General features: G+C 55.1%; 29 protein-coding genes and 1 pseudogene. 13 read left to right on the top strand and 17 right to left on the bottom strand.

Features of this window, described 5'->3' with window-relative positions:
• Positions 1 to 215: 215 nt before the first annotated feature.
• Complete coding sequence (locus IB254_RS12595) at positions 216 to 1,574, bottom strand: MATE family efflux transporter (protein WP_192417493.1); 1,359 nt, start codon at positions 1,572 to 1,574, stop codon at positions 216 to 218.
• A 303-nt stretch (positions 1,575 to 1,877) separates the two neighbouring features.
• Here IB254_RS12595 and IB254_RS12590 point away from each other — a divergent pair, with 303 nt between their 5' ends.
• Positions 1,878 to 2,150 (top strand): hypothetical protein, encoded by a 273-nt coding sequence (locus IB254_RS12590; RefSeq protein ID WP_192417492.1) that lies wholly within the window; start codon positions 1,878 to 1,880, stop codon positions 2,148 to 2,150.
• 76 nt (positions 2,151 to 2,226) lie between these two features.
• Here the strand turns inward: IB254_RS12590 and IB254_RS29505 are convergent, their stop codons facing one another.
• Both IB254_RS29505 and IB254_RS29500 read right to left on the bottom strand, forming a co-directional pair.
• A complete protein-coding gene (locus tag IB254_RS29505; protein WP_225602340.1) occupies positions 2,227 to 3,168 on the bottom strand; it encodes a tetratricopeptide repeat protein in 942 nt (313 codons plus the stop codon).
• Between the two features lie 96 nt (positions 3,169 to 3,264).
• Positions 3,265 to 4,938, bottom strand: a complete 1,674-nt coding sequence (locus IB254_RS29500; RefSeq protein WP_225602339.1) for an NB-ARC domain-containing protein — start codon at positions 4,936 to 4,938, stop codon at positions 3,265 to 3,267.
• Between the two features lie 359 nt (positions 4,939 to 5,297).
• On the opposite strand from IB254_RS29500, the gene IB254_RS12580 reads away from it, so the two are divergent.
• The gene (locus tag IB254_RS12580) at positions 5,298 to 5,570 is read left to right on the top strand and encodes a hypothetical protein (RefSeq protein ID WP_192417491.1); all 273 of its coding nucleotides are present in this window, start codon (positions 5,298 to 5,300) and stop codon (positions 5,568 to 5,570) included.
• A 96-nt stretch (positions 5,571 to 5,666) separates the two neighbouring features.
• Here IB254_RS12580 and IB254_RS12575 read toward each other — a convergent pair whose 3' ends face one another.
• Positions 5,667 to 6,485 carry a GIY-YIG nuclease family protein gene (locus IB254_RS12575; RefSeq protein ID WP_192417490.1) on the bottom strand — a complete coding sequence of 273 codons (819 nt, stop codon included), beginning with the start codon at positions 6,483 to 6,485 and terminating at the stop codon, positions 5,667 to 5,669.
• A 1,048-nt stretch (positions 6,486 to 7,533) separates the two neighbouring features.
• On the opposite strand from IB254_RS12575, the gene IB254_RS12570 reads away from it, so the two are divergent.
• Together IB254_RS12570 and IB254_RS12565 are read left to right on the top strand one after the other, a co-directional pair.
• Positions 7,534 to 8,727 carry a Fic family protein gene (locus IB254_RS12570; RefSeq protein WP_192417489.1) on the top strand — a complete coding sequence of 398 codons (1,194 nt, stop codon included), beginning with the start codon at positions 7,534 to 7,536 and terminating at the stop codon, positions 8,725 to 8,727.
• A gap of 52 nt (positions 8,728 to 8,779) precedes the next feature.
• A complete protein-coding gene (locus IB254_RS12565) occupies positions 8,780 to 9,088 on the top strand; it encodes a DUF6966 domain-containing protein (protein ID WP_317848245.1) in 309 nt (102 codons plus the stop codon).
• A 116-nt stretch (positions 9,089 to 9,204) separates the two neighbouring features.
• On the opposite strand, the gene IB254_RS12560 is transcribed toward IB254_RS12565, so the two are convergent.
• Positions 9,205 to 9,618 (bottom strand): winged helix-turn-helix transcriptional regulator, encoded by a 414-nt coding sequence (locus IB254_RS12560; RefSeq protein ID WP_192417696.1) that lies wholly within the window; start codon positions 9,616 to 9,618, stop codon positions 9,205 to 9,207.
• 99 nt (positions 9,619 to 9,717) lie between these two features.
• Here IB254_RS12560 and IB254_RS12555 point away from each other — a divergent pair, with 99 nt between their 5' ends.
• Positions 9,718 to 10,638, top strand: a complete 921-nt coding sequence (locus tag IB254_RS12555; protein WP_192417487.1) for an aromatic alcohol reductase — start codon at positions 9,718 to 9,720, stop codon at positions 10,636 to 10,638.
• Positions 10,639 to 10,739: 101 nt separating this feature from the next.
• Here the strand turns inward: IB254_RS12555 and IB254_RS29745 are convergent, their stop codons facing one another.
• From IB254_RS29745 to IB254_RS12540, 3 genes and pseudogenes are all read right to left on the bottom strand, one after another.
• A complete protein-coding gene (locus IB254_RS29745; protein ID WP_192417486.1) occupies positions 10,740 to 11,114 on the bottom strand; it encodes a CPCC family cysteine-rich protein in 375 nt (124 codons plus the stop codon).
• A gap of 77 nt (positions 11,115 to 11,191) precedes the next feature.
• A pseudogene (locus tag IB254_RS12545) lies at positions 11,192 to 11,323 on the bottom strand (hypothetical protein); the annotation flags it as partial.
• 282 nt (positions 11,324 to 11,605) lie between these two features.
• Positions 11,606 to 12,241 (bottom strand): cupin domain-containing protein, encoded by a 636-nt coding sequence (locus IB254_RS12540; protein WP_225602338.1) that lies wholly within the window; start codon positions 12,239 to 12,241, stop codon positions 11,606 to 11,608.
• Between the two features lie 201 nt (positions 12,242 to 12,442).
• On the opposite strand from IB254_RS12540, the gene IB254_RS12535 reads away from it, so the two are divergent.
• Positions 12,443 to 12,844 (top strand): hypothetical protein, encoded by a 402-nt coding sequence (locus IB254_RS12535; protein WP_192417485.1) that lies wholly within the window; start codon positions 12,443 to 12,445, stop codon positions 12,842 to 12,844.
• Between the two features lie 133 nt (positions 12,845 to 12,977).
• On the opposite strand, the gene IB254_RS12530 is transcribed toward IB254_RS12535, so the two are convergent.
• Positions 12,978 to 14,063 (bottom strand): S1C family serine protease, encoded by a 1,086-nt coding sequence (locus tag IB254_RS12530; protein ID WP_192417484.1) that lies wholly within the window; start codon positions 14,061 to 14,063, stop codon positions 12,978 to 12,980.
• A 202-nt stretch (positions 14,064 to 14,265) separates the two neighbouring features.
• Here IB254_RS12530 and IB254_RS12525 point away from each other — a divergent pair, with 202 nt between their 5' ends.
• The 3 genes from IB254_RS12525 (at position 14,266) to IB254_RS12515 (ending at position 18,174) form a co-directional block, all read left to right on the top strand.
• Entirely contained in the window at positions 14,266 to 15,426 is a 1,161-nt protein-coding gene (locus IB254_RS12525; RefSeq protein WP_192417483.1) for a PDZ domain-containing protein, read from the top strand.
• Between the two features lie 328 nt (positions 15,427 to 15,754).
• Positions 15,755 to 17,260 (top strand): DUF3300 domain-containing protein, encoded by a 1,506-nt coding sequence (locus IB254_RS12520; RefSeq protein ID WP_192417482.1) that lies wholly within the window; start codon positions 15,755 to 15,757, stop codon positions 17,258 to 17,260.
• A 26-nt stretch (positions 17,261 to 17,286) separates the two neighbouring features.
• Positions 17,287 to 18,174: a DUF2950 domain-containing protein gene (locus IB254_RS12515; protein WP_192417481.1), complete on the top strand. Its 888-nt coding sequence runs from the start codon at positions 17,287 to 17,289 to the stop codon at positions 18,172 to 18,174.
• A 109-nt stretch (positions 18,175 to 18,283) separates the two neighbouring features.
• Here IB254_RS12515 and IB254_RS12510 read toward each other — a convergent pair whose 3' ends face one another.
• The 3 genes from IB254_RS12510 to IB254_RS12500 form a co-directional block, all read right to left on the bottom strand.
• Positions 18,284 to 18,496 (bottom strand): DUF1059 domain-containing protein, encoded by a 213-nt coding sequence (locus tag IB254_RS12510; protein WP_008030813.1) that lies wholly within the window; start codon positions 18,494 to 18,496, stop codon positions 18,284 to 18,286.
• Between the two features lie 148 nt (positions 18,497 to 18,644).
• Positions 18,645 to 18,971: an AzlD domain-containing protein gene (locus IB254_RS12505; RefSeq protein WP_008030811.1), complete on the bottom strand. Its 327-nt coding sequence runs from the start codon at positions 18,969 to 18,971 to the stop codon at positions 18,645 to 18,647.
• Positions 18,968 to 19,708: an AzlC family ABC transporter permease gene (locus IB254_RS12500; protein WP_192417480.1), complete on the bottom strand. Its 741-nt coding sequence runs from the start codon at positions 19,706 to 19,708 to the stop codon at positions 18,968 to 18,970. Before IB254_RS12500 ends, IB254_RS12505 begins: the two co-directional genes overlap by 4 nt.
• A gap of 215 nt (positions 19,709 to 19,923) precedes the next feature.
• Between IB254_RS12500 and IB254_RS12495 the strand changes: the two genes are divergently transcribed.
• A complete protein-coding gene (locus tag IB254_RS12495; RefSeq protein WP_192417692.1) occupies positions 19,924 to 20,877 on the top strand; it encodes a LysR family transcriptional regulator in 954 nt (317 codons plus the stop codon).
• Between the two features lie 72 nt (positions 20,878 to 20,949).
• Here IB254_RS12495 and IB254_RS12490 read toward each other — a convergent pair whose 3' ends face one another.
• From IB254_RS12490 to IB254_RS12480, 3 genes are all read right to left on the bottom strand, one after another.
• Positions 20,950 to 21,423 carry a DUF6130 family protein gene (locus tag IB254_RS12490; RefSeq protein ID WP_192417479.1) on the bottom strand — a complete coding sequence of 158 codons (474 nt, stop codon included), beginning with the start codon at positions 21,421 to 21,423 and terminating at the stop codon, positions 20,950 to 20,952.
• 89 nt (positions 21,424 to 21,512) lie between these two features.
• Entirely contained in the window at positions 21,513 to 21,839 is a 327-nt protein-coding gene (locus IB254_RS12485; RefSeq protein ID WP_192417478.1) for a low molecular weight protein tyrosine phosphatase family protein, read from the bottom strand.
• Positions 21,840 to 21,881: 42 nt separating this feature from the next.
• Positions 21,882 to 22,571, bottom strand: a complete 690-nt coding sequence (locus IB254_RS12480; protein WP_008030799.1) for a winged helix-turn-helix transcriptional regulator — start codon at positions 22,569 to 22,571, stop codon at positions 21,882 to 21,884.
• 103 nt (positions 22,572 to 22,674) lie between these two features.
• Here IB254_RS12480 and IB254_RS12475 point away from each other — a divergent pair, with 103 nt between their 5' ends.
• Together IB254_RS12475 and IB254_RS12470 are read left to right on the top strand one after the other, a co-directional pair.
• Entirely contained in the window at positions 22,675 to 23,616 is a 942-nt protein-coding gene (locus tag IB254_RS12475) for a carbon-nitrogen hydrolase family protein (RefSeq protein ID WP_192417477.1), read from the top strand.
• 27 nt (positions 23,617 to 23,643) lie between these two features.
• Positions 23,644 to 24,078, top strand: coding sequence for a GFA family protein (locus tag IB254_RS12470; RefSeq protein ID WP_192417476.1), 435 nt, complete (start codon positions 23,644 to 23,646; stop codon positions 24,076 to 24,078).
• A gap of 80 nt (positions 24,079 to 24,158) precedes the next feature.
• Here the strand turns inward: IB254_RS12470 and IB254_RS12465 are convergent, their stop codons facing one another.
• On the bottom strand, positions 24,159 to 24,674 hold the full coding sequence (locus tag IB254_RS12465) for a hypothetical protein (RefSeq protein ID WP_192417475.1): 516 nt from the start codon (positions 24,672 to 24,674) through the stop codon (positions 24,159 to 24,161).
• 133 nt (positions 24,675 to 24,807) lie between these two features.
• Positions 24,808 to 25,257: an anti-virulence regulator CigR family protein gene (locus IB254_RS12460; protein ID WP_192417474.1), complete on the bottom strand. Its 450-nt coding sequence runs from the start codon at positions 25,255 to 25,257 to the stop codon at positions 24,808 to 24,810.
• Between the two features lie 202 nt (positions 25,258 to 25,459).
• On the opposite strand from IB254_RS12460, the gene IB254_RS29655 reads away from it, so the two are divergent.
• Complete coding sequence (locus IB254_RS29655) at positions 25,460 to 25,594, top strand: hypothetical protein (protein ID WP_263863980.1); 135 nt, start codon at positions 25,460 to 25,462, stop codon at positions 25,592 to 25,594.
• The last annotated feature ends 53 nt before the right edge of the window (positions 25,595 to 25,647 follow it).

The following is a 25,647-nucleotide window of genomic DNA, read 5'->3' as shown; positions in this document are numbered from 1 at the left end:
AAGAAACAACTCACCTCGATGGATAATACCCAACTTCCCTGAAAGCCACGTGATAACTGGCCTGGTAAATTACTTGAAGCCTTAGATTCGTCTATTGGATCCATTAGTTGTTACCTCACTAACGATATCTGCAATAGAGACCAACTCGCATTCAGCACCACTCCAACTAAAACAGTCATACTTATTAGGGTCAAGATTGAAATAAAGGATCCAATCTACACCAGGCGTTCAATCTTCTGATGTTGCCACACTAGTTTGTAATACAGCGTTTGCAACATCAGCATCCCCAAATACGCCACCGGAAACGCCATCCACACACCCTGCAACCCGAACTGCCCGTCCAGCACATACGCCATCGGCAACTGCACGCCAAGCACGCACACAATCGAAATCGCCATCGGCACCAACACCGTGCCGCTGGCCCGCATGATCCCGCCGACAATCGCCTGAAAGCCAAACACCAACAGGCTCCAGAGCATGATGTGCAACAAGTGCTCGGCCTTCGCCCGAGTCAAATCGTCCGTCAGAAACAACCCCAGCAACCAGTGCGACAACAGGTAACCCAACACCACCAACCCACCGGTCAGGCACACATTGATCAACAACCCCGTGCGCAAAATCGGCCCCATCCGCTCGATGCGCCCTGCCCCAATCGCCTGCGCCCCAAGAATCGACGCCGTGATCGCAATCGACAACGCCGGAAACTGCACATAATTGACGATCTGCGTCACCGCCCCATACGCCGCCGTCGCCTGCGACCCGTGCTGATTCACCAACGCCAGAATCACCAACTCCGACACCGACAACACCACCATCTGCAACCCGGTCGGCAAACCGATGCGCAACACCTTGCCAAGAATCACCCGATCCAGGCGCATCGCCGCAAACATCTCCCGATCCGGCGCCAACGGATGCCCCCGCCGAATCAACCGCCACGCCAGCCACCCCATCGCCGACAAATTCCCCACCAACCCCGCATACGCCGCACTCTGAATCCCCAACATCGGCAACCCGAACCAACCGCGAATCAATGCGGGCGTCAGCGCCAGTCCGATACACGTCGACACCACCAATGCGATCAGCGGCGACACCGTATCGCTCACCCCGCGTAGCAGTTGGGTGAAGAGTACGTAGACCAACAGCGACGGCATGATCCACATCATCACGTGGGCGTAGGACACGGCGTCGTCCAATACGTCGGCTGGAGTGCCCAAGCCTTGCAAGGCTGGTCTTGCGAATACGCTGCCCAGCACCGCCGCTGTCAGGCCGATGATTGCGCCCAACAGCAACGTGGTAGCGGCGATGGTTTTCACCAGATGCGGTTCCCGTGCGCCCCAGGCTTGGCCGATCAGCACGCTCGCACCCGCACCGAGGCCAATGACCAGGGCGATGAAGAAGAAGACGATGGGGAACATGCCGGAGACGGCGGCCAGGGCTTGGGTGCCGAGCATTTGGCCGATGTAGATGCTGTTGACGGTGCCCGACATGGATTGGAGGAAGTTGGAGAGGACCATGGGGGTGAGGAAAAGGAGGTAGGTTTTCCAGAGGGGGTTTTGGGTGGTGGGGGTTTGCATTGGGTGGAGGTCCGTCTCGACTGCGGAGTTGGGATTCTAGAGGATAGCGTTAGCGGGGATGAACAATGTTGAATGAATGTTTTGGCGTTATTTTTTTTCGATCCATTCAGCAACGCTGATTATTGCGTCCTAGGACGGCATAAAAATTCCTACACAAACCTCGGAATGCGTCACCTTCCCCGCTGTTCTGATGAAGCATATAGTCGGTCCCGTCGCCAAAATGGCGACTCGGGTTTGGCGACCTGATCGATCGAGATTCTAAAGTGCTTTTGCTTTAACTTTGCCTTGATCGGAGTTTTACCTATGGAAAGATACATGCCCCTCACCGGAATCGACCTGGTCCCGGCTTCTCTACTCATCGATACCCAAGCCCCGCTCGACGTCCTGCAAGCAGCAGCTGACTACCGCATCCGCGCAGTTACTCAGGTGTTGGAAAACATCGCCTTTCGCGCCGAGATTGGTTGCGACACGGTGGTGTTGTCGGACTTCTCCAAACTGCTGGCCATCCCGTTGCGCGATGGCTGTGATTTGATGGATGTGATCGGTCGGCGATTGCGAGCGCAGACGAAGGCGTGAATGAAAACGGACGCTATCCGCGTCCGTTTTTTTCAGACTACAACCGTCCTTACTTAAATAAATAGCAGGTATCAAATCAAACTTTCTGAATACTCAAAGCACAACTTCCCTTATCATATTCCGCCTCCACAAAAGAAACCTTGACATTTAAATATTCTTTATCAAGCATCGAATTAGGCTGAAGCTCTTTGCGATGAAAAAATAAAGTTTTATTTTCCGAATTATAAATAAAACCATAAGAAACTCCCGATCCAGAATTTACAACCCTAACCACTGTCCCTTCAACACGTTCACCCGAAATTGTCTTTTTCGGAGGAGTGATACGCTGCAACAACTCATCAACCTTATATGCATTTTCAGTTTCGCAAACAGCCTTGTACTTCTCGAGACCAGCTTTTAATGTTTGTATTGACCTAGCTGCAAACTTGCTAAAATTCGAATCAATAGTACTAAGTATATTTATCGAAATACTCGCATCGCGAGTTTTTATGTAGTAAACCTCAGAATCCATTAACGCCAAACAAAGCTTATTAACGGTTCCGTAATCAAAGTCACTATCTTCAATTGCCCTAGTTAATATTTCAATCGTCCTACTCATGCTCACTTTAGCCGCATTAAAATCACCATCACGAAAGGACTGCGCTGTCATTCTCTTATAGCAGTTTGACGCCTGATCGTACGTACTAATCCTAAATTTTCTGTGTCTTGTACTTTGTTGAGGAATAAGCTCTTCATAAAGAATAGCTGCGCTTTTATAATCCCCATTCAGTGTCAAAATCCATGCCTTACATGTTTTAAGAGCGACATCATTTGGATCAATTGATAACGCACTATCAATTTGCGTTTCAGCCCGTTCAAAATCCTCCTCATGAATTAAAAACAACGCATATGCGTACCGAGCAATTGCTGAAGCGGGATCAAACTCGACCGCTTTCTCAAGCTCTGCCTCAGCCTTGAAAGGTGAGCTATCTTTTAATATATACCCATGAATTCGATAACATTCGGAGAATTCCGGCATTATACTTTTGGCAGTTTTTATGTGCGCTTCAGCGGTTGGATAGTTTCCGCTTTTTGCTTCTGCAAGAGCTTTTTTTAGATAAATAGCACAAATTTTCTAGTCTCTATTAGACCAAGAAACCGCATTTAAATCATAATTGTAATGATGCTGCATGACATTAGACTCATCCAGAATTCGCAACAGCTCCTTACGTTTTTTCTTTACGAGCTGATATATATCATCGGGAACGGGTCTCACGCTATTTATATACTCTTCCGCCACGCCAGTAAGGCAATAAAGCCTGCTTTCCTGGTCACTCGCATCTAAAGTCGACTCCAACATACTTGAATTGTATAGTTGGTTTAGCGCCTCCTCAATTGACACTTCAGAGGCGTCTTCCAGAAAAAACCTAAGTTCTACTGCAGAAACTGGTTTCCGCAAACATGCGATTATTGAAATAGCCCTAGCTTCTATTGGGCCTAACTTATCATAGAGATTCTCAAAACAGAATCGAAGTGCATCCTTGAAATTTACACTTTCTTTATTTATTAGATCTGCCGGGCTATTACCAGCAGCGACAGCAAGAACATACCATTTTATCAACAACGGATTATTATATAATCTGGTACACAACTGCTTGAGGGCTTCATTTTTCTTATTAGCAAGCATATCAAGATTCAACAGTCTTGACATGTTTCGCATTAACTCAATCGAAGGCTTATCGTCTAACTTGTCGAGTTTGTATCTATACTCGATTTCCCCCAACCCCATTCGTGTTGTGATCAGCACCCTAGAATTGTTGGGTATATTTGCTAGAAAATCTCTAACCTCAGACGAGGAAATTGTTTCAAGATTATCAATACAAAGCAAAGTCTTAAATTCGGACATATACTCCGAAATTTCACTCAACGATGATTCCAGACTTTCTGGAACACCCCCTAAAGCTTTTGAAATGTTCTGAAAAAGCCCTGAACTAGAACCAATAGCATTATGTATTTGTTCGACACCACTAGTCGTTAGTCTATTGGTTTTTAATGTCACCCAAACAATAATATCATACAATGGCTGACTTGAACTTTCATCCTCACACAACTCAAGAATATCATAAAGACAACGTTGCGCCAGGGCAGTCTTCCCTATACCGCCCTCACCGACAATAGAAATAACTTTTGTGTTTGACACCAAGAGCTTGTTTAGTGACTTCCTATCTTTATCCCGCCCCATGAACCCCGTCTCGTCAAATTCGGGCAAAGGCAAATTATTATAAATAGATTTTTTTGACGACTTCCAGAAATCCGGAATATTTAATGACAAAGCAAATGACGGATTATCGAGGTTTTTTCGTGCTTCATTTATGTTTTTCCAATCAAGCCGATCACCTTTACCTAACAACTCCTGCGTAAAATCTAAAAGATCGATAAAGTCATTTGGTTCTAATGGCCGAGAATGACAGACTCTATTTCTACACTTCGACAGTTTCTCAAGCTCACTAGTAATTAATTTCAAATCACTCTTTGAAAATGCTGTCTGAGAATCAGAAATCTTATTTAAAATTTTGCTCAGATCGTAAAAATCTATAAAATCAAGAAGTTCTGAAAGGTCTATATCCTTGGGAGTAATTTCTTTTTTGTGCTCCGAATATCTCGCACGAGCTGAAGCTTCAACATCTTCCGGAAGGACACCACTAAAATCCTTCGTGCTTTGGGAGGCTATAATATTTCGCAAATCAGTTTCAATAGAAGAAATTAATGAAAAGCAAGACATTCGTGTAGCGTAGTTCCGACTAGCCATCTCAACATTCCTGTTTCTATCCAACAGCTAGTAAATTGGACTGGACCACTCCAATTTCCCGTTTAATAAGCAAATACGCATGCTCTCTGGTTTAAACCAGCAAACTTTACAGTGGCACACTGAGCTCATATCGCCACCAGGGTGGCAATATGCCATAAAATCATACTGTGTGCTGATTGATCGGATACAAAAGTGCTGCGCTTCGTATGCGCGAAGCTGTCTTTGACAGATGTGCGAGGGACACCTTCGGGTCTGCCGGTGTTCTCTTTGAAGGTTCGCCAACCTGCCCACAGCTACCACCCAATCGTTTGACGACGACTGGCTGACGGCTTTTGAGCCAATCAAACAGAGATCTTCAAATGAATCGATACATGCCCCTCACCGGAATCGACCTGGTCCCGGCCTCCCTGCTCTTCGACACAGAAGCTCCCCTCGACGTATTGCAAGCCGCCGCTGACTACCGAATTCGCGCAGTTACTCAGGTGTTGGAGAACATCGCCTTTCGCGCCGAGATTGGTTGCGACACGGTGGTGTTGTCGGACTTCTCCAAACTGCTGGCCATTCCGTTGCGCGATGGTTGTGACTTGATGGATGTGATTGGCCGACGATTACGCGCCCAGGCAAAGGAGTAAACAAAAACGGGCGCCTTGTCGGCGCCCGTTCTTCTGCGAGGTGTAACGCGAGTCGGTCCCAACCTCAATGCGATTCGGCCGACTCAAAACTTGCGGTTAATTGATATTGAGTCCAAACCGCCGCGTCAGTAGCTTTTCCTTCCACTCCCCTTCTCTGGCGATGATCTCCGTCTCTCCCGCAGCGGATGAAGACACCTCAAGTATTGCGACTTGAAAATCGTGTTCTTCCAGCGCCTTCAGCCCAATATTTCCGCCATGGCCGGTCGCAAAATATTCCTGCCACCGCCCCCAGAAACCGTCCGCGCCGTAAGCAGAGCCCACATAAAGTCGGCCAGTTTTAAGACACGTCAACGCATACACACCCCGAACCACTGACAGCGCTGTGCGCCAAGAGGTTGGGATCGAACTCAGTTCTCGAACAGGCCACCGAAACGAGCCAAATCCGGGGAATTGCGGCTCGATCGCGACTCGGCGCATTTCCAACACTTTTTTATCCTGGTTATCAGCCCGCTGCACCCAACTGCGCAATCCAGGTCCCCATTCAATCACCAGTCGCCCTGTGTAGTCGCAAAGACTGTCATCGGGTTGCAGGTCATACAGGTGCAATCCGCTGACATCTTCGCCAGTCACTGGATCCTTCGTTCCCAAAGGGACGGTGGATTGACCGACAACCCGGTAAAGACCCACGAACAGCGTTTCGTTAAGCGTTGTAGCGACAAACGCTGCCACCCAGTCAGCATTGCTGAAGACGTCTCTTGCTTGGATGGATTGGTACTCGTCAAATCGCCCATCACCCGCAACCCAGAGATCGTAAGGTGTCTTTCCGCGCGATGCGCGCTGGTCCTGATGCCGTACAAGACGGCCCCTTGATAAATCCAAACCTACGCTGTTCAAAAAAAAGTTGAATGTGACCACGCTAGCTCTCTTTTTATGTGCGATTGGGGTCGATAGGTAATGTTGGCCAAACAGCGCTTTCAACTGTAAAGGAGACAGATTGATTTCTCATCAAAATCAAAATGTAGACGCACGAGCAATATCAGACATCCAAAAAGGTTCGGACCGCAAACGGTGAGCAAACTGCCGTTATTGCCGGTGCTTGTACGCCCGTCGCCCCCACAGAGCCTCCCATAGCATACCGAGCCCTACTACGACGGATAAAAAGAAAAACAAGGCTTTTTGCAGCAGATAGAAAACGAAGCGCTCTGGTTGTTCGTCGAATACAAGGTGTTCGTTAATCGTGTTTCGACGAGGCCCTGTCAATGCGTCTAGTTGCCAAGTGGTCAGAGCGTTATATAGATCCAGAGCCCACACAAAAGCAACGAACAGGAATAACAGTGCACCGATGAAACGGTAAATGCGGGTGCGATATCCCGGGATCACAGAAGCTCCATCTTTCTAATCAGCTGATAACGTGTCGGCGGTTCATAGTGGTACCTGAGGGCGGCCATACGACAGGCCAGATATTCCCAAGGACAAAAAACAATCAAGAAGTAGACGTGACGCTGCTCGCGAGACGCCAAAGAAGGCAGTCTATTCAACCGTGAACTGGTCCAGCAACAGCATAGTCCCCATGACTGGCACTACCCATCCCGCCGCACAGGTCGACTCAGCTGCCGGGGCTTGCTCGCGATGGTCTTGAACGTAGCCGCGGGGTTCCTGGAGTAACGCGGGGTTCTTTGGTCCGTCGCGAGCTAGCTCGCTCCTACAGTTTGTGCTCCCGCCTGATATGGCTGCGAATGCGCACCCGTTTTTCGGCAGTTGCAATCTACGCGTCAGCACGGCGAAGGATCCATTTGTGAGCCAGTCGGCCGAAGCGACCCCCACAAAAAATATGTGAAATAAAATGTGAAGATAATTTTCGCTAAAGCTCCAAGAAAACCTCTACAGCCCAATAAATTAGCGCTTGTTCATCAAGTCAGTATGTGAAATAAAATGTGAAGACTTTGATACGGTAAAAACCGCTATGTCCCTGATCACATCAAAAACCTGGCTCGACCCCATTCTCCCTGACACGTTGCCTCAGTCGATCATTGCGCTCGCGGATGCGCTGCCTAGAAAGACACAATTTCTAGCGGGCCGCTTGCCGTCCGAAACCGCTGCACGCCTCGGCCGTCTCCTGCAAATCACCAATACGTACTATTCGAACCTGATCGAAGGGCAATACACCGAGCCTGCCGAGATGCAGAGAGCGCAAGCGGCGCCGGTCAAAGACCGCAAGCAGCTCAAAAACCTCGCGGTTGAACAGATGGCGGTGCAAGCGTTGCTCGAACGGGCGTTGCGCCAGCGTGCACCGTTCGACTGGGGTGACATGTTTGCGCCCGAGCTTGTGAGCACGACACACAAACGGCTTTTTCGCGGCGCCAGTGACGCGGAGCGCACGTTGTCAGATGGCTCGGTCATGCAGCCCGGCATCCTGCGATCGATCACAGGTCAGAACGTTGTCGTTGGCAATCATGATGCTCCGGACGCTCGCGCTGTAGACGGAATGTTGCAGCACCTTCAGGCCGGATTCGGGCGGCAGACAGATTCCCGTCGCCAGCTGATTGCTGCGCTTGCCTACCACCATCGCCTTGCCTGGATTCATCCCTTCGCGGACGGGAATGGTCGCGTTGCCCGGTTGGTCACTCATCTTCAATTGGTGAGCCTGGGACTGAAACCAACTCTGTGGTCGCTGTCTCGGGGCCTTGCAAGGCAACACCAGAATTACTACGCAGCCCTGACCATGGCCGACCGCCCAAGAGAGGGTGATCTGGACGGACGCGGTCAGTTGTCTCAGCGACGCTATTTCGAATTCATCGAGTTCATGCTGCAGGTTTGTCACGATCAGGTCGATTACATGACCGCAGCGGTAGACCCGTCCAAAATTCGGGAGCGTGTCATACGCGCATTTCACAACAACGAGAAACTTCTACAACAAGGTATTCGCCCGGAAAGTGCGCCGGCGATGATTGCGCTGATCACTCAAGGAAGCCTGCCGCGCAACGAATTCAAGACATTCACCGGCCTTACCCCACGCCCGGCAATCGATGAGCTGTCGCGGCTGATCAAAGTTGGCTTGGTGGAAAGCCAAACGCCCAAATCCCGAATCGTCACACCCGGTCTGCCTGCCTGGTTTGCCCAGGACATTTTTCCGGATTTGCATCGGCGGTTTCAGTAGTTGTACAAGGGAAAAACGCTTTCCAGTTTTGGAGACTTGGAGCATGGGTCCAATGACCGAACAATTGATCGACGTTTTGGATCAACTCGCCACCGTGCTTGAAAGCGATGGTGATACCCACTGGAGCCAGTGGATTCGCAAGGCCAGAGCACACGTGATGAACTCTGATTACTACGGCATTGAATACTTACTGTCAGGTTACGGTGGAGCGGGTTCATTCAGTGACCTGATACTTGGTCAGAGCAGCATCAACGGCGCTTTTGCCTGGAAGCCCGGGCATGTTGAGTTGAACAATAAGTTTGATGCCTTACGCGATGAGGCCGCAGCGCTCGCGGGGACAATAAAGCGTTCACAGGGCTGATTAATCGACAACAATTCTGTCCTTGCCGTCAGGTAGAAATCGGCCAAAACGAGTCGGTGAGGCCGGGCCACAAATGCGAACGTATGGCGAACGCTTCCGCCCATCTCCTTTCCTTTTTACGTCTCGCCAGATCGGTTCTCACCGTCAAACCGCACCCGCGCAGCCCGAAAACCCTCCGCATTTTCCAACAACCAAGTCCACAACGGTACCATCCGAGCCAAAAAGCTACGCCCCAGCGGAGTCAGCTCATAATCCACCCTCGGCGGCACTTCGCCGTAATCAAAACGCACAATCAATCCATCACGTTCCAGCTGCCGCAGACTGCGAGTGAGCATGCGTTGCGTGACGCCCTGCAAACGCCGGCCGATTTCGGCGTGGCGCAATTTCCCCGCGCTCCCCAGGGTATGGACGATACCCAGCGACCAGCGATTGCCCGCATGGGTCAGGACTTCGCGCTTGAGTCCGTCGTCCTCGGCGCTGAGTGCATCGCACGCGGCTTGCGACTGGCGGATCACCTCTTCTTCACTCATTTCGTTATGCGGTATCACGCGTGTGCCTTCTTCTGAACGTTCGCCAAGGGTGACAGGATAGAAAAACAATCTTTGCTGATCATTCATTGGGAGTTGTCGATGCACCCGCTCAATCCTGCAAAAACCGAAAATATTCTGGTACTAGGTGCCGGTGAGCTTGGCATGGTCGTACTGCGCGAGCTGGCCGCCCGGCTGGAGGCCCGCGTCACGGTGATGCTGCGACCGTCGGCCATCGATACCATGTCCGCGCACAAACGCCAAACGCTCGAAGAACTGGACTCGCTGGGTATCGAGGTGCTGCCGGGCGATGTGGTGAACGATTCCATAGAGCAGCTTGCCACGCGGTTTAGTGGTTTCGATACGCTGATCAGTTGCCTCGGCTTTGTCGCCGGTAGCGGGACGCAAGTCAAACTCGCCCGCGCAGCGTTGCAGTCGAACGTGAAACGTTATGTGCCGTGGCAGTTCGGTGTGGATTACGACGTGATCGGTCGGGGCAGCCCGCAAGATCTGTTTGACGAGCAACTGGATGTACGCGAATTGCTGCGCGCTCAATCGCGACTGCAATGGCTGATCATTTCGACCGGCATGTTCACCAGTTTCCTGTTCGAGCCGGCGTTCGGCGTGGTCAATCTGGCACAGAACACCGTACGCGCCCTGGGCAGTTGGAACACTGCCGTGACGGTGACCACACCGGAGGACATCGGCCGGCTGACCGCCGTTATTCTGTTCGACCCGATGCTGGTGAATCAGGTTGTCTACGTGACCGGTGACACCCTCACCTACGGGCAATTGGCCGACACCGTCGACCGCTTGCTGAACCGCTCGGTCGAGCGTGTCGAATGGACAGTGCCCGCGCTCAAGGCCGATCTGGCCGCCGCACCCGATGATCCGACGCGCAAGTACCGAGCGGTGTTTGCCGAGGGCAAAGGTGTCGCCTGGGACAAAGCGCAGAGTTACAACGCCGAACGGCAAATCAAAACCACCACCGTTGCAGAGTGGATCTACCAGCACTTGCTTTGATCGCGCTGCTTTTCTGGATACAGCGAAGGAGTAAATAAATACGGATTCTTGATGTGCGCAGTGTTGATGCAGGAGCGAGCAAGCTCGCTCCTGCAGTTTGTTCATCTGTAATTGCGGTCTGTGACGTCGGTCGTTCCCGTCACTGACCAATAGGCTTCTGACTCCCAGCGAACGGCGATGGTGTGCCAGTGCTTGACGGATTTAAGTACGTTCGCAGCCTCAATATCGTTGGCGTCTAACGGTCGCCATCCGAGCCCTCGTCGAAATCCCCCCGCAAGCCGAACAGCTATTGGGTATTTGTTTAAGAGACTCGTCTGAGCGTCAGCGAGGGAAATAGAATTTGCGCCTCCCTCTGATGTTGGATTGGCTAACTGGACGGCGTCGTCTTCCCAGCCACAAAGGGGGCAGATATCGTACAAGCCGTACTCGCATTCCAAGGTTACGAAACCGCAGCAAGGGCATGGTAGATCACGCATACGACACCACCTCATTTAATGCTCTACCGGTACCGGTCAAGTGCCATTTTACTCAGGTCGGAGATTGTAAGAGCTACTTAGCGACGGTCAAGGTCCGCTCTGGGGCCTGTTTCTTCCAAACGCTCGATATCGTCCTCGCCTAAGTAGCTGCCGGACTGTAAATCGATGACTTCGAGCGGGATGTTGCCGGGGTTGGACAGACGATGCACTGGTTTGCGGAACGGAATTGCCCGCGCAGGTGTCGTTAGTATTAGACGCCTTTGTGTCGAAATCCCGTTCAGATAAAGAGGTAGTTTTCATGAACAACATCATTTACATCGTTGGGGCCGTGGTGATCGTCCTGGTTATCCTGTCGTTTGTCGGCCTGGTTTAGCCTGCAAACAGAAACCCAATCCGGGGCGACGGTATGGCTCGATCTGAACGCTATCCGCTCGAGCGTAACGCCAAAGCCTGTATGCCCCCAAAGCATCCAGGCTTTTCGGCAAGTGAAGTTACTTCGACGCCTTACGAGGATCATCCTGGCTATCAACATACTCAAGGCCTAGCGGACCCGTTCCGTAAACTTGTGAAATGTACTCTCCTGATTTAGCCCAGTGAAAGTGTGGCGTATTGGCCGGAAGTATCACTACGCTGCCTGGGCCATAAGCCACCAGCTTGGCAGGATCGAAAACAGTACCGAACCCGATATAGAAAACGCCGGACATGACGGTATAGATACGATCCTCAGGGTGTGTATGGGGCATTAATTTTGTGCCATTCGGCACTTTTACCCTTACAACGTAGGGTGCTGGCTTGCTCGGGTCGCCGGCCAACACAGCCAGTTTCACTTCTTTCGGGAAAGCCGGAAAGCTGCGCCACTCAACGTCTTCATTATGTAAAGCACCGACCTTATCAAGTGGCAATGGTTGTGCCTGGACGAGCGGCATTGTGGCGCTGGTGACAATAAGTGCAGCCAGACAAGCAGTTTTCATAATGTTTTTAATCATGAAAGGCACCTTGATTACGCAGTAAAAAAAATTGATGTCGTCACCTGCGCCACTAGTAAATTCGGAGGGCAATTCGAGGCGAGTCGCGTGCGGCTTACTGTATTTGTCACTGGCGGTGATGAGAATGGCGTTGCCGCGCATTACAGTTGATACGCAATGTAATCAATGCGCTGTCACGTTTCGTGCTGCCGGGGCTGTACCCATCATCACACTCACCAGAGGTAGGCCGCTCGCCCTATCAATGCCGTCAATGGTCACCATCACTTCAATGAAGTTCTCTTAAAAAATCCGCGGCGTAACATCTGCTCCATACCAACCAACAACACCCCGGAGCACACGATCATGAAACGCCAAACCATTCTCAGCATCGCTTTCTCGGTTTTTGCAGTTAACGCTTTCGCCGCTACCTCGACTCACCCGGTTGTCGCTGAAGGCGGCTCGGATCGTCTGATTGAAAGTCGCGTGGCTGAAGGTGGTTCGGATCGTTTGATCGAGAATCGTGTGGCCGAAGGTGGTTCGGATCGTTTGATCGAGAATCGTGTTGCTGAAGGTGGCTTCGACCGCCTGATCGAAAACCGCGTTGCTGAAGGTGGCTCGGATCGTTTGATCGAAAACCGCGTCGCTGAAGGTGGTTCCGACCGCTTGATCGAAAACCGCGTCGCTGAAGGTGGTTCCGACCGTTTGATCGAAAACCGCGTCGCTGAAGGTGGTTCCGATCGCTTGATCGAAAGTCGCGCTGCATAAACAAATCGCGTCACCGCAATACCCCAAAAGCCCGGCCTGATCAGCCGGGCTTTTTCGTGTTCGCGCTTACAAACTGCCTTCTTTGCTTTTCAACGTGTCGATCAATGCATTAAAGAGTCAAGGTGAATGCTCGTTACCTGCCTGCAGGTCGCCACGTCGAGGCCTGAAGGAATGGCGACTGCTTGAGCATTGCAGCGTGCACGGCTTCTGCCCCTTGCAATGTATCTGTGCAGTTGACCACCGAGGAAAAGCTTCGCATGGTCAGCAGGAAGCTTTCAGAACCCAGCGATTGGCATTGCTCGATGGTGCCGATAGGTTGGCAAAACATGGGTTGCATTTGCGCGTCGTATCCCTGAGACCGGGTGAATGCCTGGAACTCAGGCATCGCGAGCCGAGCTGGTGTACCGCTGAGGGGCGGACCTTGCCAAATGTGGGTAATGAACCCCCTCGGCGGATAATCGCTCAACCCGCTGACTTGACTGGCATGGAATTGGGCAAAACAGAACGAACTGCTTGTCGTGCTATTGCTGGCCGGGGTCACATCAGGAGCGATGACAGGTGTTGTTGGCGCCGGTGCGGCGGCAACTGGAAGATGAGCAGGTGCCCCTTGTGCCGCATCCGCTGAACTGCTGATTTCAACTAGCACGTCGATGTTGGCCCGGTAACGCCACACCTTTAACGGTGCAGTGAAGCCAGGGCGAATACGATTGGTAACGGCAACCAGCTCGGCCGGGCTGTTGACCGGCGTACCCGCAATTTGCAAAATAATATCGCCGGCTAACATACCGGCCGTTTCACCGCCGGTTCCAGGCTTTGGCCCCAAGACCAATACGCCGCTGACCGTGGGCAAACCGAATTGCTTGGCCACCGTCGGAGTAACAGCGGTGACGTGTAAACCCAGGCTTCCCGTCTGATTAGCCACGGGTGAAATCGGTGCCGCGACTGAAGCAGGCGTGCTGGTAACAGTGCAATCGCGTTGTCTCGCGACCTGCTGAATCACCAGGTTGGTGGGGTCGTTCGCCATGCTGGGATATTGCTCCCACCCTCTTTTGGTCGCCAGGAAGGTTTCACAATCCATCGCGAAGTAGGTCGCCGGGTCTTTTGACTTGCGCAGGTACTCCGCCGTTTCAGCGCGCTCCGCAGCGCTGTACATAGGATTGACGCACGACGCCAGCAACGGGAGCAGAACGAGTGTTAAGGCAGAGCGTTTAGTCGACATGGTCTTCCCTGAAGCCGGGCGTTGAGACAAGTCCGAGCAAGTTAGCGTTTGGTCATCATGCTGTCCAACGTCACGCTCAGATATCTCACGCCAAGTGCAATTAGACGAGTGGCATCGGGCCACCCCCTCGCTCGATGTACAACTTAACGGCACTTTGCCATGATGCGGCACGATCCGTTAAAACTCATTACAGGGAAGCGAAATGCTTGCACATGTCTTCAAGTCAGGCACTCGCTTTGCCTTTGCATTGTCTCTCACCGGCCTCGCGGGTTGCGCCGCTGATGGTGGACTGGGCGATGCGGCATTGTTCGGCGCGATGCTGCTGCCCATGCCGGCTGGAGTGGACACCGGCCTGATGACCACTGCGGTCGGCGTCGCGGCCGGTGCCTATGTCGTTTCCTCGGTGGCCAGTGCCGATTCCGCCAGCGTATCCCCTGCGACGTCCACGGTTAACGCGCCACAAGGCATGCCACCCATTGACCTGCAAAAACTGGTCACCCGGGAAACTCCGGATCGGTATCGCTCCAAGTCGTGCGAGTACATTGAGATGGCACTCAGCGAGGTGCCGATGTACCAGGCAAGCGCTGAGCCCGTGATGAAACAGGTTGGCGCTGCTCGTCAAGCAGCGGCCAGCCCGGTATGGCTTGAGAAGCACTGCCAGTCCGCCAACCTGCCTCGCGGCAGGGTCGGCATCAGCATGGACACCATCGATCCGCAGCGGGCGATGGCCTTGTCACAGCCCCCGGCTGGTGTGGTGGTGCTGGCGACCGTTGCGGGTAGCGGCGCTCAACAGGCAGGCATATTGCCTCAGGACGTGATCGTGGCCGTCGACAATAAGCCGATCGCTGATTCAATCGATTTCAGGGTCGAACTCGCTAAAGTCGCAATCGGCTCGCGGACTAATCTGAAGGTTTGGCGAGGCAATGCGTTTAGCATCGTGCCTGTTGTCGTGGGCCCAGGCGGGACCCAAGTAGCCGTCACGCCTGTTCCAGCAAACGGCGTAAAGGCTGCGCCGTCGGCAGACGCACTGTATTGCACCGCAGTCCTGTCCACTCAACATACTTACGGTGCCAGTGTCAGCCCGGTCAAGTTGATTGCCGGGGCAGCAAACGACCTACAACCCTCGCTCAAGGGTTACATCGCCAAGGTGAAGCGTGACCAGCCCGGCGTATGGGGCGATTTCAAACTCAACCCTGACGTTTGCGCGCCAGGTGCGGTGGTTTGCATGGCCGAGGCCAAAGGGCCATCGGGCAAAACCCAGAACGCCTTCCAATTTTGCCACCCAACACAAGCCAAGGCAGATGCTGAGCTGAGCCAGATGCGTCAAGGGGATCCGCAAGCGGTCGTCATTGACTGGCCTTGAACGTTTGAGGCTGATCGATGTTTGATGGATGTGATGGGTCGGCGATTGAGCGCGCAGGCAAGGGAATAAAAAAACGGGCGCCTCAATCGGCGCCCGTTTTTCTGCAATTGCGGTATGTGCATAAACGCGGCTGACCGGGCCAACGGGACGTGGGTGACGCGCCTCCAAATCGCTACGCAAAGGGCAACCCAAAAACCACCCCACAAAACTCATGGCGAAAAATAGCTTAGCTACTACCCTTAGCCTGAGGCATTGAGGCTACCTGCTTTCACCTTCCCGACATTGATCCAGTCGTTTCAAACCTGCCTGGCCACATGGAGGCCGCGCGATGAGCATTCCGTTGTTTTTCGCGATGTCAGCCGTACTGTTTCTGAGTAGCCCTGCCCTTCTTGCGCAGCCAGTGGAGGCGGCCGCAAGCGCTGCCGAGCCGGCGCCCGTCGCGGCGGCGGTCAAAGACGCGGTATTTACCGAAGAGCAGCTGGATCAAATGTTGGCGCCCATTGCGCTTTACCCGGACCCGTTGCTGGCTCAGGTGCTGATGGCCACCACTTACCCTGGGGAAGTCACCGAGGCGGTGACCTGGTCCAAGGCGCACCCCGATGCCAAGGGTGATGATGCGGTCAAACAGGTGGCTAGCCAGCCGTGGGATCCGAGCGTGCAGGCGTTGGTGGCCTTTCCGCAGGTCCTTGCAACGCTGGGACAGGATCCCGTCTGGGTACAGCGCCTGGGTGATGCATTCCTGGCGCAGCCCGACGATGTGATGGAGGGTGTGCAACGCTTGCGTCATCAGGCGCAAGCAGCCGGCAACCTGCAGAGCAACCAATATCAGAACGTGACGGTTCAGGCAGCGGCGCCACCCGCACCCGCACCAGCCCCCTCCGCGCCAGCGCCGGCTCAGCTCCCTGCCAACAACACCACCATTATCATTGAGCCCTCCGATCCGCAGGTGGTGTACGTCCCCACCTACAACCCGACAACAACCTATGGCACTTGGGCCTACCCGGCTTCACCGCCTGTTTACTACCCTCCGCCGCCCGCCTATTACCCCGGTTCGGCATTGATGGCCGGGCTGGCATTTGGGACCGGCGTCGCGATCGTCGCTTCCTTGTGGGGTGAATGTGACTGGGGCAATAACGATGTCGACATCGACATCGACCGCTACAACAACATCAACCGTAATAACCAGATCACCAATAACAATTGGCAGCACAACTCCATTCATCGCGATGGCGTGCCCTATCGCGACAACAGGAGCCGCCAACAGTACGGCCGCCAACTGGATGGTGCCAACCAGCGTGATGCCTATCGCGGGGACAATGCCCAGCGCGCCCAGGCCCGTGAAAAAGCCCGAAGCTCCATGGACAGGCACGGTATCGAGCGACCTGCGACCAGTAACCGCGAAGCCCGTGATCGAGCGAGTGCCGCCCAGACTGCGGGCCTCAATCGCAAGCAAGCCGGTACAGACAGACCGAAGGTGGCTGACAGGAGCCAAGGCGCAGACAGACCTAAGGCAGCTGACAGGGGCCAAGGCACAGCCCGAAATACTCGCGAGAGTCAGCAGCCCAGAAGACAGACCGCCGACGCCAATCAGCGTGCCCAGACGCGCCAAACGGCGCCACAACGGGCGCCACAACGACCCGCCGCCAGTCAGGGCGGCGCCCGCAACAACGCATTCGCCGGAGCGCGCGCACCGTCCCAAACCAGCGCGCAGGTCAATCGTGGACGGGCCAGCCAGGCATCCGCGCAACGTCCCAGTGCGGCGCGATCAGCTGGCCATCAGGTCAGTCGGCCATCCAGTCCACCTGCGCGTCAAAGAGGGGGGGGCCGTCGTTGAAACACTATCCTCGAATGAATACGCTCATGGGCCTGCCCGCTCAGGCCTTGGTGATCGCTGCCGGCTTGGCATGGTCGTGCGTTGTCACGGCACAGCAGGTATTTCCCACGCCAGAAAAAGCCGCTCAAGCGTTCGTCGACGCATTGGGTACGGAACACGCCGATCAGGCACGCCTGACAGAGTTGCTGGGCACTGAATGGCGCAGTTTCATCCCGCGCGAAGGCGTGGAACGCATTGATGTGGATGCGTTCATCAAGCAATACCACGAGCAACATGCCATAGAAAAAGCCAGCGACCGCAAGGCGATCCTGTCGGTGGGCAATGACCACTGGACATTGCCGATCCCCATGACAAAAGTGGAGAAAGGTTGGCGCTTTGACATTAAGGCCGGCAGCGAAGAAATCCGTGTCCGTCGTATTGGCCGCAACGAACTGGCTGCCTTGCAATCGGCGCTGACGTACCACGACGCCCAGATGGACTATGCGTCAGAGGACCGTGACGGTGACGGCGCCCTCGAGTATGCGCAGAAATTTTTCAGCACCGCCGGCAAACACGACGGGCTCTATTGGCAGGACGACGACAGCGGTCAGATCAGCCCGTTGGGCCCCTTGTTCGGCCAACGCATTGCCGACGAAGACTGGCACGGTTATCACTTTCGCATCCTTGAAGCCCAGGGCCCTTCGGCACCGGGTGGCGCCTACAGCTACCTTATCGGTGACAAGATGAGTCGCGGTTTTGCACTGATTGCCTGGCCGACGAAATATAAAGACACCGGGGTGATGAGTTTCATGATCAGTCATGAAGGCCAAGTGTTCGAGAAAGACTTGGGACCTGACGGTTACAAACTGGCGCAATCGATGAAACGGTTTGATCCAGACGACAGTTGGAAGGAAGTGGAAGATCAGAAGCCGTAGTATTTATCCGCCCCGCCGGCCCGTTACCGGGTAGTACGTTTTGGGGCGCCCATAGAAAAACGGGACAGACGACGATTATTTTTTAATCGCAGCCTGTCCCTTTTTTTTGCTAAACCGAGCGCGGTGCTTCAACGGGAGGGGTGCCGTCGTGAAACATCGTTTTCAGTTGAGCACGCAGTTCCGGTGAATCGGTGTGTTTGTGAACACTGACCGCATGCTGTGCGGCAGCCTCGAGCAGTTCGTTTTCAGAGTCTGCGCAGAGCGCGACCGAGCATTTGGTATCGCTTGGAAACTCGCGGCAGTCGATGTATTTACGCGCCATGATCCTCTCCTCTCGATGAAGGCAGGTCGTGACCTGCGTGAACGGTCACTCGACGTAGGTCACATCGAGTGTGCTGACGTTTGAAGTATAGGCCCGCCACAAGACGCAGTTTCCTATGAAGCACTTCGAGCCCGCTGCACCCGGCGCATTACAGCCCGATAAACTTGAATAACCACACCCCTCCCATCCCGACCGCCAGTGTCAGGACTGTATTGCGAGTCTGCCAGGCGACCCAGGCCGCGATAATGGCGGCGGGTATCTGCGGGTTGTTCAACACGAACTCACTCTGCCCGTTGGGGTACACCACCGCGGGCAGCACAAGGGCCGCCAGCACACTCGCCGGTACGTAAAGCAAGGCCCGACTCAGCAATGCCGGGATGCGCAGCCGGCCATACAGTTCGACAAAGGAAAGGCGCATGGCGAAGGTCCCCAGGCCGACCGCCAGGAACATCCCCCACAAGGCTAAATCATTCATGGTGTCTCCCTCTCGACGTCATGGACCCGCGCCTCGCTCAATGGGCGCTTGCGAACCGTCTCGATCAACAATCCCGCCATGACCCCGCCGATGGAAGCGGTGACCAGCCCGAGGTTGTAGGGCATGTTGATCGCCAACACCGCGAGCATCCCTCCGACCACGGCGGCACCCAGGCTCGCCGCGTTACGTATGCCGGGCACCAGAAGCGCCAGAAAGGAAAGCGGTATGGCAAAGCTCAACGACCAGGTCTCGGGGATGCTTGCGCCCAGGTAGACGCCCGCCAATACCGACAATTGCCAGGACAGCCACATGGCCACGGCGGTGCCTGCATAGTAGTGATGTGCGAATGCCCCCAGCTCGCCCGAAGACAGCTTGAGACTGCACAGCGCGTAGGACTGGTCAGAAAGCATGTAGGACAAAGGCCACGTCCAGCGCTTGGGCAAGTGATGCATGTAAGGCGCCAGTGACGCGCTGTACATGATGAAACGCAGGTTGATGACCAGCGCAGTGACGACAATCGCCAGCGGCACAACCCCCGTATGCAGCAGTTGCAGTGCAACCATCTGCGCGGAACCCGAGTAGAACAGCAGCGTCATGCCCATGGTCGTGCCGGGTGACATGCCCATGTTGATCGCCATGACTCCCGTCAGCAGGCCGAAAGGAACGACACCGGGACTCAATGGAATGAGCGCCCGGACACCTTGCATGAACGCTTCCGTTGCTGTTCGGTACGGCATTTCGACTCCTTGGTCTGGTGTTCGCGCTGGCAGTTCGATGGACCGTGACGCCGGCCATTCCGCTGCGCGATACAGGGTAAGCTGGGGCTATTGCGCCCCATCTGCTCAGATCTTTGCCTGGCCCATGGTCCGCAGCCCATCGTGCGGTAGAGTGTGGACCCGGAGCCCGATGGGCAGAACCGACTTTTTTTTCGAGAAAACAGGTAGTTTTTGTTATGGCTAAAAGCTCACAGCCTGATCAGGCCCTGCTCTCAATGCCGTCCTTCAAGGCCATGAGATCCTTCGTGGCCGCTGCCAAATATCGGAACTTCACCCGGGCCGCCGAGGCATTGTGTGTCACCCAGGCGGCGATCAGCCGTCAGATTCGCGAGCTGGAACTCTATTTGGGCACCGAGTTGTTCACGCGCACCGGGAGGGAAGTCAGGCTGACAGCCTCGGGCACGGCGCTCTTCGACGCTGCACAGCTGTCACTGCTCAACATCTTTCAAGCAACCGAAAGAATCCGTCGGGAAAAAAGCGACAAGCGCACCCTGACACTTTGCTGCTCGCCCGCCCTATCAGCGCTTTGGTTATCCCACAGGCTCAAAAACTTCTTCAGCGCCAATCCCGATGTCGACCTGAATGTCATCACCACCCAGCATTTTCTGGTGATGGAGCCTGGAATCATTCCGGACATTTTCATCACCCAGACCAGTGACCTGCGCCCCGGCTATCTGCGAATCCCCTTGTTTCACGAAGTCGTCTATCCAGTGTGCACGCCTGGTTATCTGGAAGCGCATCCGGAACTGAGCACTTTGGAGGGCATGCGCAACAGCGTCCTGTTGGACCTCAACCCTTATGGCCGTTCCCAGTTGACGGAACAGGTCGACTGGAATGTGTGGTTCGCTTTCCAGTCCCATGACCTGAAGATCCCGGCCTCGGAAAATCCGCACTACTTCAGCAGCAACGACTACAGCCTTCTGGTGCAAATGGCGCTGGACAATCAAGGTGTCGCCCTGGGCTGGGATCATCTGGTGAGGCATCTGGTACAGCAGGGGCGCCTGGTTCGGCCGGTGACGGAAGAGCTGACGCTCAGGGAGGCGGTTCAGTATTTGATGATTAATGAGAAGAAGGCGGATGATCCTGCGTGCGGGCGTTTGAAGGATTGGCTGGTTGCTCAGTTCAAGTGAGTGATTTGCGAAGATGGCAGCTAACTAGCCGCCCCTGAAAAACACCAGACGATGAAAAGCCCGCTGAACGCTTCAGCCACCAGCGTCCATGTGGGAGACGTTCGATGATTTCTTCTCGGGAACGGTAAAACTCACTGTCGTAGCGGTGAGGATCTTGTGCGTCGGGTCGGCCACTTCCAGAAGAACCTTGTGAGCACCGGGCGTCAGTCCAACCAGGATAATCGGGCCGTCACTGGTATGCGCCCACGTACCTTTCCAGTCATCGACCGTCACGTGGAGGTGGCTGAGACGAGGTGAAACTTCACCCGCTGCCTTGCCAAATACCGGCATGATCCTGGCGTGCTCTGTTCGATACTGGATGATGACAACGCCGCGGGCCAGCGGCTCGGCAAGCGGTGGATAGGCAATGAGTTTTGGCAGCGTCTCGGATTCCAGCGGGAGTATTGCTGGTGGGTGATCGGCATCTGCTTCTCCTTCACCGAACGCGGCCATGCAAAAAAAGCCCCCCAAGGCCAGGACACACAGATTTCTGAGCGCGACGGACATGGCGTTTTACTCCCGCATGATGTTACTCAAGGCTAGTCCATTGCAGAGAACGCATTGCAGGGCTGACGGGGCGTCTTTTGCCGCTCACTTCAGGAAGGCAAATACCGCGCAACCCTCTCATCCAATAGCCTGATCAGCGCCGGCTCCATGTACTGAAAAACATCCGGTATGTCCAAACAAACGACGCGTTTGTCCGCCAGTTCCGAACCAAATCGAGCCATCAGTTTGTTGCGATGAATGGGCTCCATGACAACGATCAGATCAGCCCACTGCAGCAGTTCCAGGCTGACCGGAACATACGCATCGTTGCTGATGCCCGCCGACGCGGTTTTCACGCCGGGCCAGTCAGCAAAATGTCGTTCGGCCGTGGGGCTGCGCAGGCGGTTTTGGCTGCAGATGAAAAGTACGTTCAACATCGTATGACTCCCGACAGTTAACGCGCCTGGGACTCAGGCGAATTACCGGGTCACGGCCGCACTCCGGGTGCCCGCGAACGCACTCGTGCCAAGCCAGCGCCACAGGCTTTTCGCGTCTTGTACGGCGCCATCCACACGCAGCTCTCGCGACTGAAGAACGTCCCCCGGCGTGCGGTCGCCCGTCCACACCTCGGTCAATGCGCGCACGCTGGAATCCACGACGAGGGTCAGTTCGCGGCCAGGGTCGTCGCGGCACAGGTCGGCTACACCCTCTTCAACCACGAGCCACCATGCTTGTTCGCCTGGCCGTGCGTCGCGGAACGTGAAGTGGATGACCACCGGTCGGGGCGGGAATGTTTCGATGCGCACAAACCGACGCACGTCCCACATCAGCAAGCCCGCGTCGAGTTCATCATCGCGCAGGCGGCTGCCGATCCAGCGTGCGCCCCAATGACCCAGCGCCATGATGATGGGGCGCAACTCCTTGCCCGCCTCGGTCAGGCTGTACTCCCAGACTTTGCCCGTGGCCGTGCGGTGCACGACGCCGATTTCTTCCAGATGGCGCAGCCGCTGTGTCAGCAGGTTGGTGGACATCCGGGGCACGCCGCGGTGCAGTTCGTTGAAGCGCTTGCTGCCGCACAACAGTTCGCGCACGACCAAAGGTGTCCAGCGCTCGCACAGTGCTTCGGCACCGCGTGCGACCGTGCAGAACTGACCGTAGCTTTCGTCCATTGCCTGGGCTCCGCAATTACAACGCTTCAGATTCTGAACTAGCCCCGCCGCTTCGCCACGCGCACGCTCAAGCCTTCGAAGCCAAGAACCAAAGGTGAACGCCATGACCAAGGTTGCCATTATTCAGCGCCCGCCCGTGCTGCTCGATCGCGGCGCAACGATCGCCCGGGCCGTGCAATCGGTCGCCGAAGCTGCGGCGGCGGGAGCTTCGCTGATCGTTTTGCCCGAGTCGTTCATTCCAGGTTACCCGTCGTGGATCTGGCGGTTGGCGGCGGGAAAGGACGGGGCTGTCATGGGCCAGTTGCACACGCAACTGCTGGCCAACGCCGTTGATATTACGAACGGTGACCTGAGCCCTTTGTGCGAGGCCGCGAGGGCTCACGCCGTGACGATCGTGTGCGGCATCAATGAATGCGACCGGTGCAATGGCGGCGGCACGCTCTATAACAGCGTAGTCGTTATCGGCGCGAACGGCGCAGTGCTCAACCGACACCGCAAGCTGATGCCAACGAATCCCGAGCGCATGGTGCATGGCTTCGGTGATGCCTGCGGCCTGCGTACGGTCGAGACACCGGTCGGTCGTGTGGGGGCGCTCATCTGCTGGGAAAACTACATGCCGCTGGCACGCTATTCACTCTATGCTCAAGGAGTGGAAATCTACGTCGCCCCCACGTACGACGCGGGCGATGGCTGGATCAGCACGATGCGTCACATTGCACTCGAAGGACGCTGTTGGGTGCTCGGCAGTGGCACCGCACTGCGCGGCAGCGACATCCCCGAAGACTTCCCTGCGCGTGCGCAACTGTTTCCCGATCCGCAGGAATGGATCAACGACGGCGACTCGGTGGTGGTCAATCCGCAAGGCCGGATCGTCGCCGGTCCATTGCACCGGGAGGCCGGCATTTTGTATGCGGACATCGACGTCGCACAGGTGGCGCCAGCGCGGCGAGCGCTCGACGTCACCGGGCATTACGCGCGCCCTGACATTTTCGAATTGCAGGTGCGGCGCACACCGGCGACTGCGGTGCGCTATATCGACGGGTGAAGGCAAACCATTGATGGGAGTTATGCAATGAACAATGAACGGTCTTACAAGGGCAGTTGTTTTTGCGGCGCAGTCGAGCTCACAGTCAGTGGCGAGCCGGTCGGGATGGGTTATTGCCATTGCGAGTCGTGTCGACATTGGTCAGCAGGACCGGTCAACGCCTTCACGCTGTGGAAACCCGAGGCGGTGCAGGTGACTCGCGGGGCTGACAACATCGGCACCTACAACAAGACACCGCAGAGTTACCGCAAGTGGTGCAAGACGTGTGGCGGGCATCTCTTCACTGAACACCCGGGCATGGGGCTCGTCGACGTGTATGCCGCGATCCTTCCGGATCTCGCGTACTCGCCAGGCGTTCACGTGCACTATCAGGAGAGCGTGCTGCGCATGAAGGATGGGTTGCCCAAGCTGAAGGATGTTCCCAACGAACTGGGAGGATCGGGTATCAGCGTGGACGAATAGCGCTGACACCGGAGTAAAAAAAACGGGCGCCTTTTCGGGCGCCCGTTTTGTTCAGGGTTGCATGCTGCGAGTGAAGCTGATCAGTGCGATTTCTTTGAAATCGACGTCCCGGCTTTGCTCAACCCTTTCGCGTTGTGATCCCCGGGTGTCGAGGCCGAGATTGCGGAGGCTTTGGCCACGCCGCGCGTGTCTTTGGAATGGGCGATGCCAGACGTCGTTGTGCCATGACCGCGCTCACCATTGCGCTCACTGCCGTAGTGGTTTCCGCTTTCGCCACGGTCGCGAACAGCCCTTCCGGCATGATCGCTGCTCAGCCCATTACCATGGCCGTTGCTGTTGGCGTTGCCGTGATCGGAACCGCTGTGACCGCCACCTGTACCGCCGCCGTGGCCACCGCCATTACCGCCGCCATTACCACCACCGTTTCCGCCGCCGTTACCACCGCCGTTACCACCACCACCGCCATTACCGCCTCCGTTGCCGTCCTTCGCATAGGCGGAGTTCATGACAGAGAGGTCAGCAGGGAGTAATGGGGCGGCTGCAAGCATGAGGGCGCATGACATGACAGCAACGAAACTCTTGTTTTTTAAAAGCATGATTGCTTCCGTAAGGTGGTTGATATCGCATGCATTAGGACGCAATTGCCCGGCGACAGTTCAACTCCTGCGACGGACGGAGTGCGGTGCGCTCACCACCTGGTAAAAGCACCGCAACCGCAGGGTTCAAGTATCAGTCAAAGGCCCCGTTGAGGACTTCATAGATGATCCCGGTTGCCAGTGCGACCAGTATCAAATCGGTGCCTGCTTGCTGCCATTCGTATCCATCATAATGCGGCAACCTGCCAATCAGGCGTCCATCCAGCTTTTTCGCAATGCCGGGAGGAAGCGGCTTTCCTCGAGCGAGGTTTTTCTGAATTCCGGGTGGCAACGCAGGGCCGGGACTCCAGTAGCCCCTGTATTCGCCAACGATCTCGAGAATGCTTCCCTGATTGATACTGGGGCCATGACTCCAATCGCCGCCTCCGGCGTTTTTGCCTTTGCCGCCTTGATTGCCATGGACTTGATTGTTTTGCGCTTTTCCCTGGCCCTTTCCATTACCAGGATCAGCCAATGCGGTCGCTGAGCCGCAAACCAGCGCAAGGCATGTAATCGCGGCAACCAATGAGCGTGATCTGTGCATGAGTCGTTCCCTCAGAGTGGCGGGTTGTCTCTCTGAAATTTAGACGCTATTGATGATGAGAGTTTCAGTTCCACTTATTTATGGCCAGGCCCCACGCCCGTTTTGTCTGCGCTTGCGTGCTGCGGATTTTGGTAACTCGTAGCACACTAGCCAAGTGTCAACGCAAAGCGCCAAGTGGCCAGGCGTTTTCAGGAGGTGAACAATGAGCAAACAACCTCAACCCCGCAGCCGCTCCAACCCTCAACCCAGATCCCGCCCGGTGGTGCCCAACCTGCCCAGCAAAACCGGCAACAAGTCCGGGGACTTGCGTGGCAACTACCCGTCGAAGAAGTCGTAGTGGAAAGCGATCAACAGCGAACGTAACCTCCCGACTGACGGCATCGGTTCGGC

It is taken from the genome of Pseudomonas sp. PDM03, assembly GCF_014852385.1.
In the GTDB taxonomy this organism is placed as follows: domain Bacteria; phylum Pseudomonadota; class Gammaproteobacteria; order Pseudomonadales; family Pseudomonadaceae; genus Aquipseudomonas; species Aquipseudomonas migulae.
The sequence above is the reverse complement of the archived record's forward strand: the minus strand, read 5'-3'. Positions and strand labels throughout refer to the sequence as shown.

Coding starts and splice junctions, on each gene's coding strand:
- IB254_RS12495 (WP_192417692.1), top strand. CDS start 19,924: ATGGCTAAAAGCTCACAGCCTGATCAGGCCCTGCTCTCAATGCCGTCC.
- IB254_RS12590 (WP_192417492.1), top strand. CDS start 1,878: ATGGAAAGATACATGCCCCTCACCGGAATCGACCTGGTCCCGGCTTCT.
- IB254_RS12540 (WP_225602338.1), bottom strand. CDS start 12,241: ATGCGCGGCAACGCCATTCTCATCACCGCCAGTGACAAATACAGTAAG.
- IB254_RS12580 (WP_192417491.1), top strand. CDS start 5,298: ATGAATCGATACATGCCCCTCACCGGAATCGACCTGGTCCCGGCCTCC.
- IB254_RS29655 (WP_263863980.1), top strand. CDS start 25,460: ATGAGCAAACAACCTCAACCCCGCAGCCGCTCCAACCCTCAACCCAGA.
- IB254_RS12485 (WP_192417478.1), bottom strand. CDS start 21,839: ATGTTGAACGTACTTTTCATCTGCAGCCAAAACCGCCTGCGCAGCCCC.
- IB254_RS12560 (WP_192417696.1), bottom strand. CDS start 9,618: ATGAGTGAAGAAGAGGTGATCCGCCAGTCGCAAGCCGCGTGCGATGCA.
- IB254_RS29505 (WP_225602340.1), bottom strand. CDS start 3,168: ATGCCGGAATTCTCCGAATGTTATCGAATTCATGGGTATATATTAAAA.
- IB254_RS12460 (WP_192417474.1), bottom strand. CDS start 25,257: ATGCACAGATCACGCTCATTGGTTGCCGCGATTACATGCCTTGCGCTG.
- IB254_RS12510 (WP_008030813.1), bottom strand. CDS start 18,496: ATGGCGCGTAAATACATCGACTGCCGCGAGTTTCCAAGCGATACCAAA.
- IB254_RS12525 (WP_192417483.1), top strand. CDS start 14,266: ATGCTTGCACATGTCTTCAAGTCAGGCACTCGCTTTGCCTTTGCATTG.
- IB254_RS29745 (WP_192417486.1), bottom strand. CDS start 11,114: ATGCGTGATCTACCATGCCCTTGCTGCGGTTTCGTAACCTTGGAATGC.
- IB254_RS12500 (WP_192417480.1), bottom strand. CDS start 19,708: ATGCCGTACCGAACAGCAACGGAAGCGTTCATGCAAGGTGTCCGGGCG.
- IB254_RS12520 (WP_192417482.1), top strand. CDS start 15,755: ATGAGCATTCCGTTGTTTTTCGCGATGTCAGCCGTACTGTTTCTGAGT.
- IB254_RS12515 (WP_192417481.1), top strand. CDS start 17,287: ATGGGCCTGCCCGCTCAGGCCTTGGTGATCGCTGCCGGCTTGGCATGG.
- IB254_RS12465 (WP_192417475.1), bottom strand. CDS start 24,674: ATGCTTTTAAAAAACAAGAGTTTCGTTGCTGTCATGTCATGCGCCCTC.
- IB254_RS12595 (WP_192417493.1), bottom strand. CDS start 1,574: ATGCAAACCCCCACCACCCAAAACCCCCTCTGGAAAACCTACCTCCTT.
- IB254_RS29500 (WP_225602339.1), bottom strand. CDS start 4,938: ATGGCTAGTCGGAACTACGCTACACGAATGTCTTGCTTTTCATTAATT.
- IB254_RS12535 (WP_192417485.1), top strand. CDS start 12,443: ATGAAACGCCAAACCATTCTCAGCATCGCTTTCTCGGTTTTTGCAGTT.
- IB254_RS12565 (WP_317848245.1), top strand. CDS start 8,780: ATGACCGAACAATTGATCGACGTTTTGGATCAACTCGCCACCGTGCTT.
- IB254_RS12470 (WP_192417476.1), top strand. CDS start 23,644: ATGAACAATGAACGGTCTTACAAGGGCAGTTGTTTTTGCGGCGCAGTC.
- IB254_RS12490 (WP_192417479.1), bottom strand. CDS start 21,423: ATGTCCGTCGCGCTCAGAAATCTGTGTGTCCTGGCCTTGGGGGGCTTT.
- IB254_RS12475 (WP_192417477.1), top strand. CDS start 22,675: ATGACCAAGGTTGCCATTATTCAGCGCCCGCCCGTGCTGCTCGATCGC.
- IB254_RS12505 (WP_008030811.1), bottom strand. CDS start 18,971: ATGAATGATTTAGCCTTGTGGGGGATGTTCCTGGCGGTCGGCCTGGGG.
- IB254_RS12530 (WP_192417484.1), bottom strand. CDS start 14,063: ATGTCGACTAAACGCTCTGCCTTAACACTCGTTCTGCTCCCGTTGCTG.
- IB254_RS12570 (WP_192417489.1), top strand. CDS start 7,534: ATGTCCCTGATCACATCAAAAACCTGGCTCGACCCCATTCTCCCTGAC.
- IB254_RS12480 (WP_008030799.1), bottom strand. CDS start 22,571: ATGGACGAAAGCTACGGTCAGTTCTGCACGGTCGCACGCGGTGCCGAA.
- IB254_RS12555 (WP_192417487.1), top strand. CDS start 9,718: ATGCACCCGCTCAATCCTGCAAAAACCGAAAATATTCTGGTACTAGGT.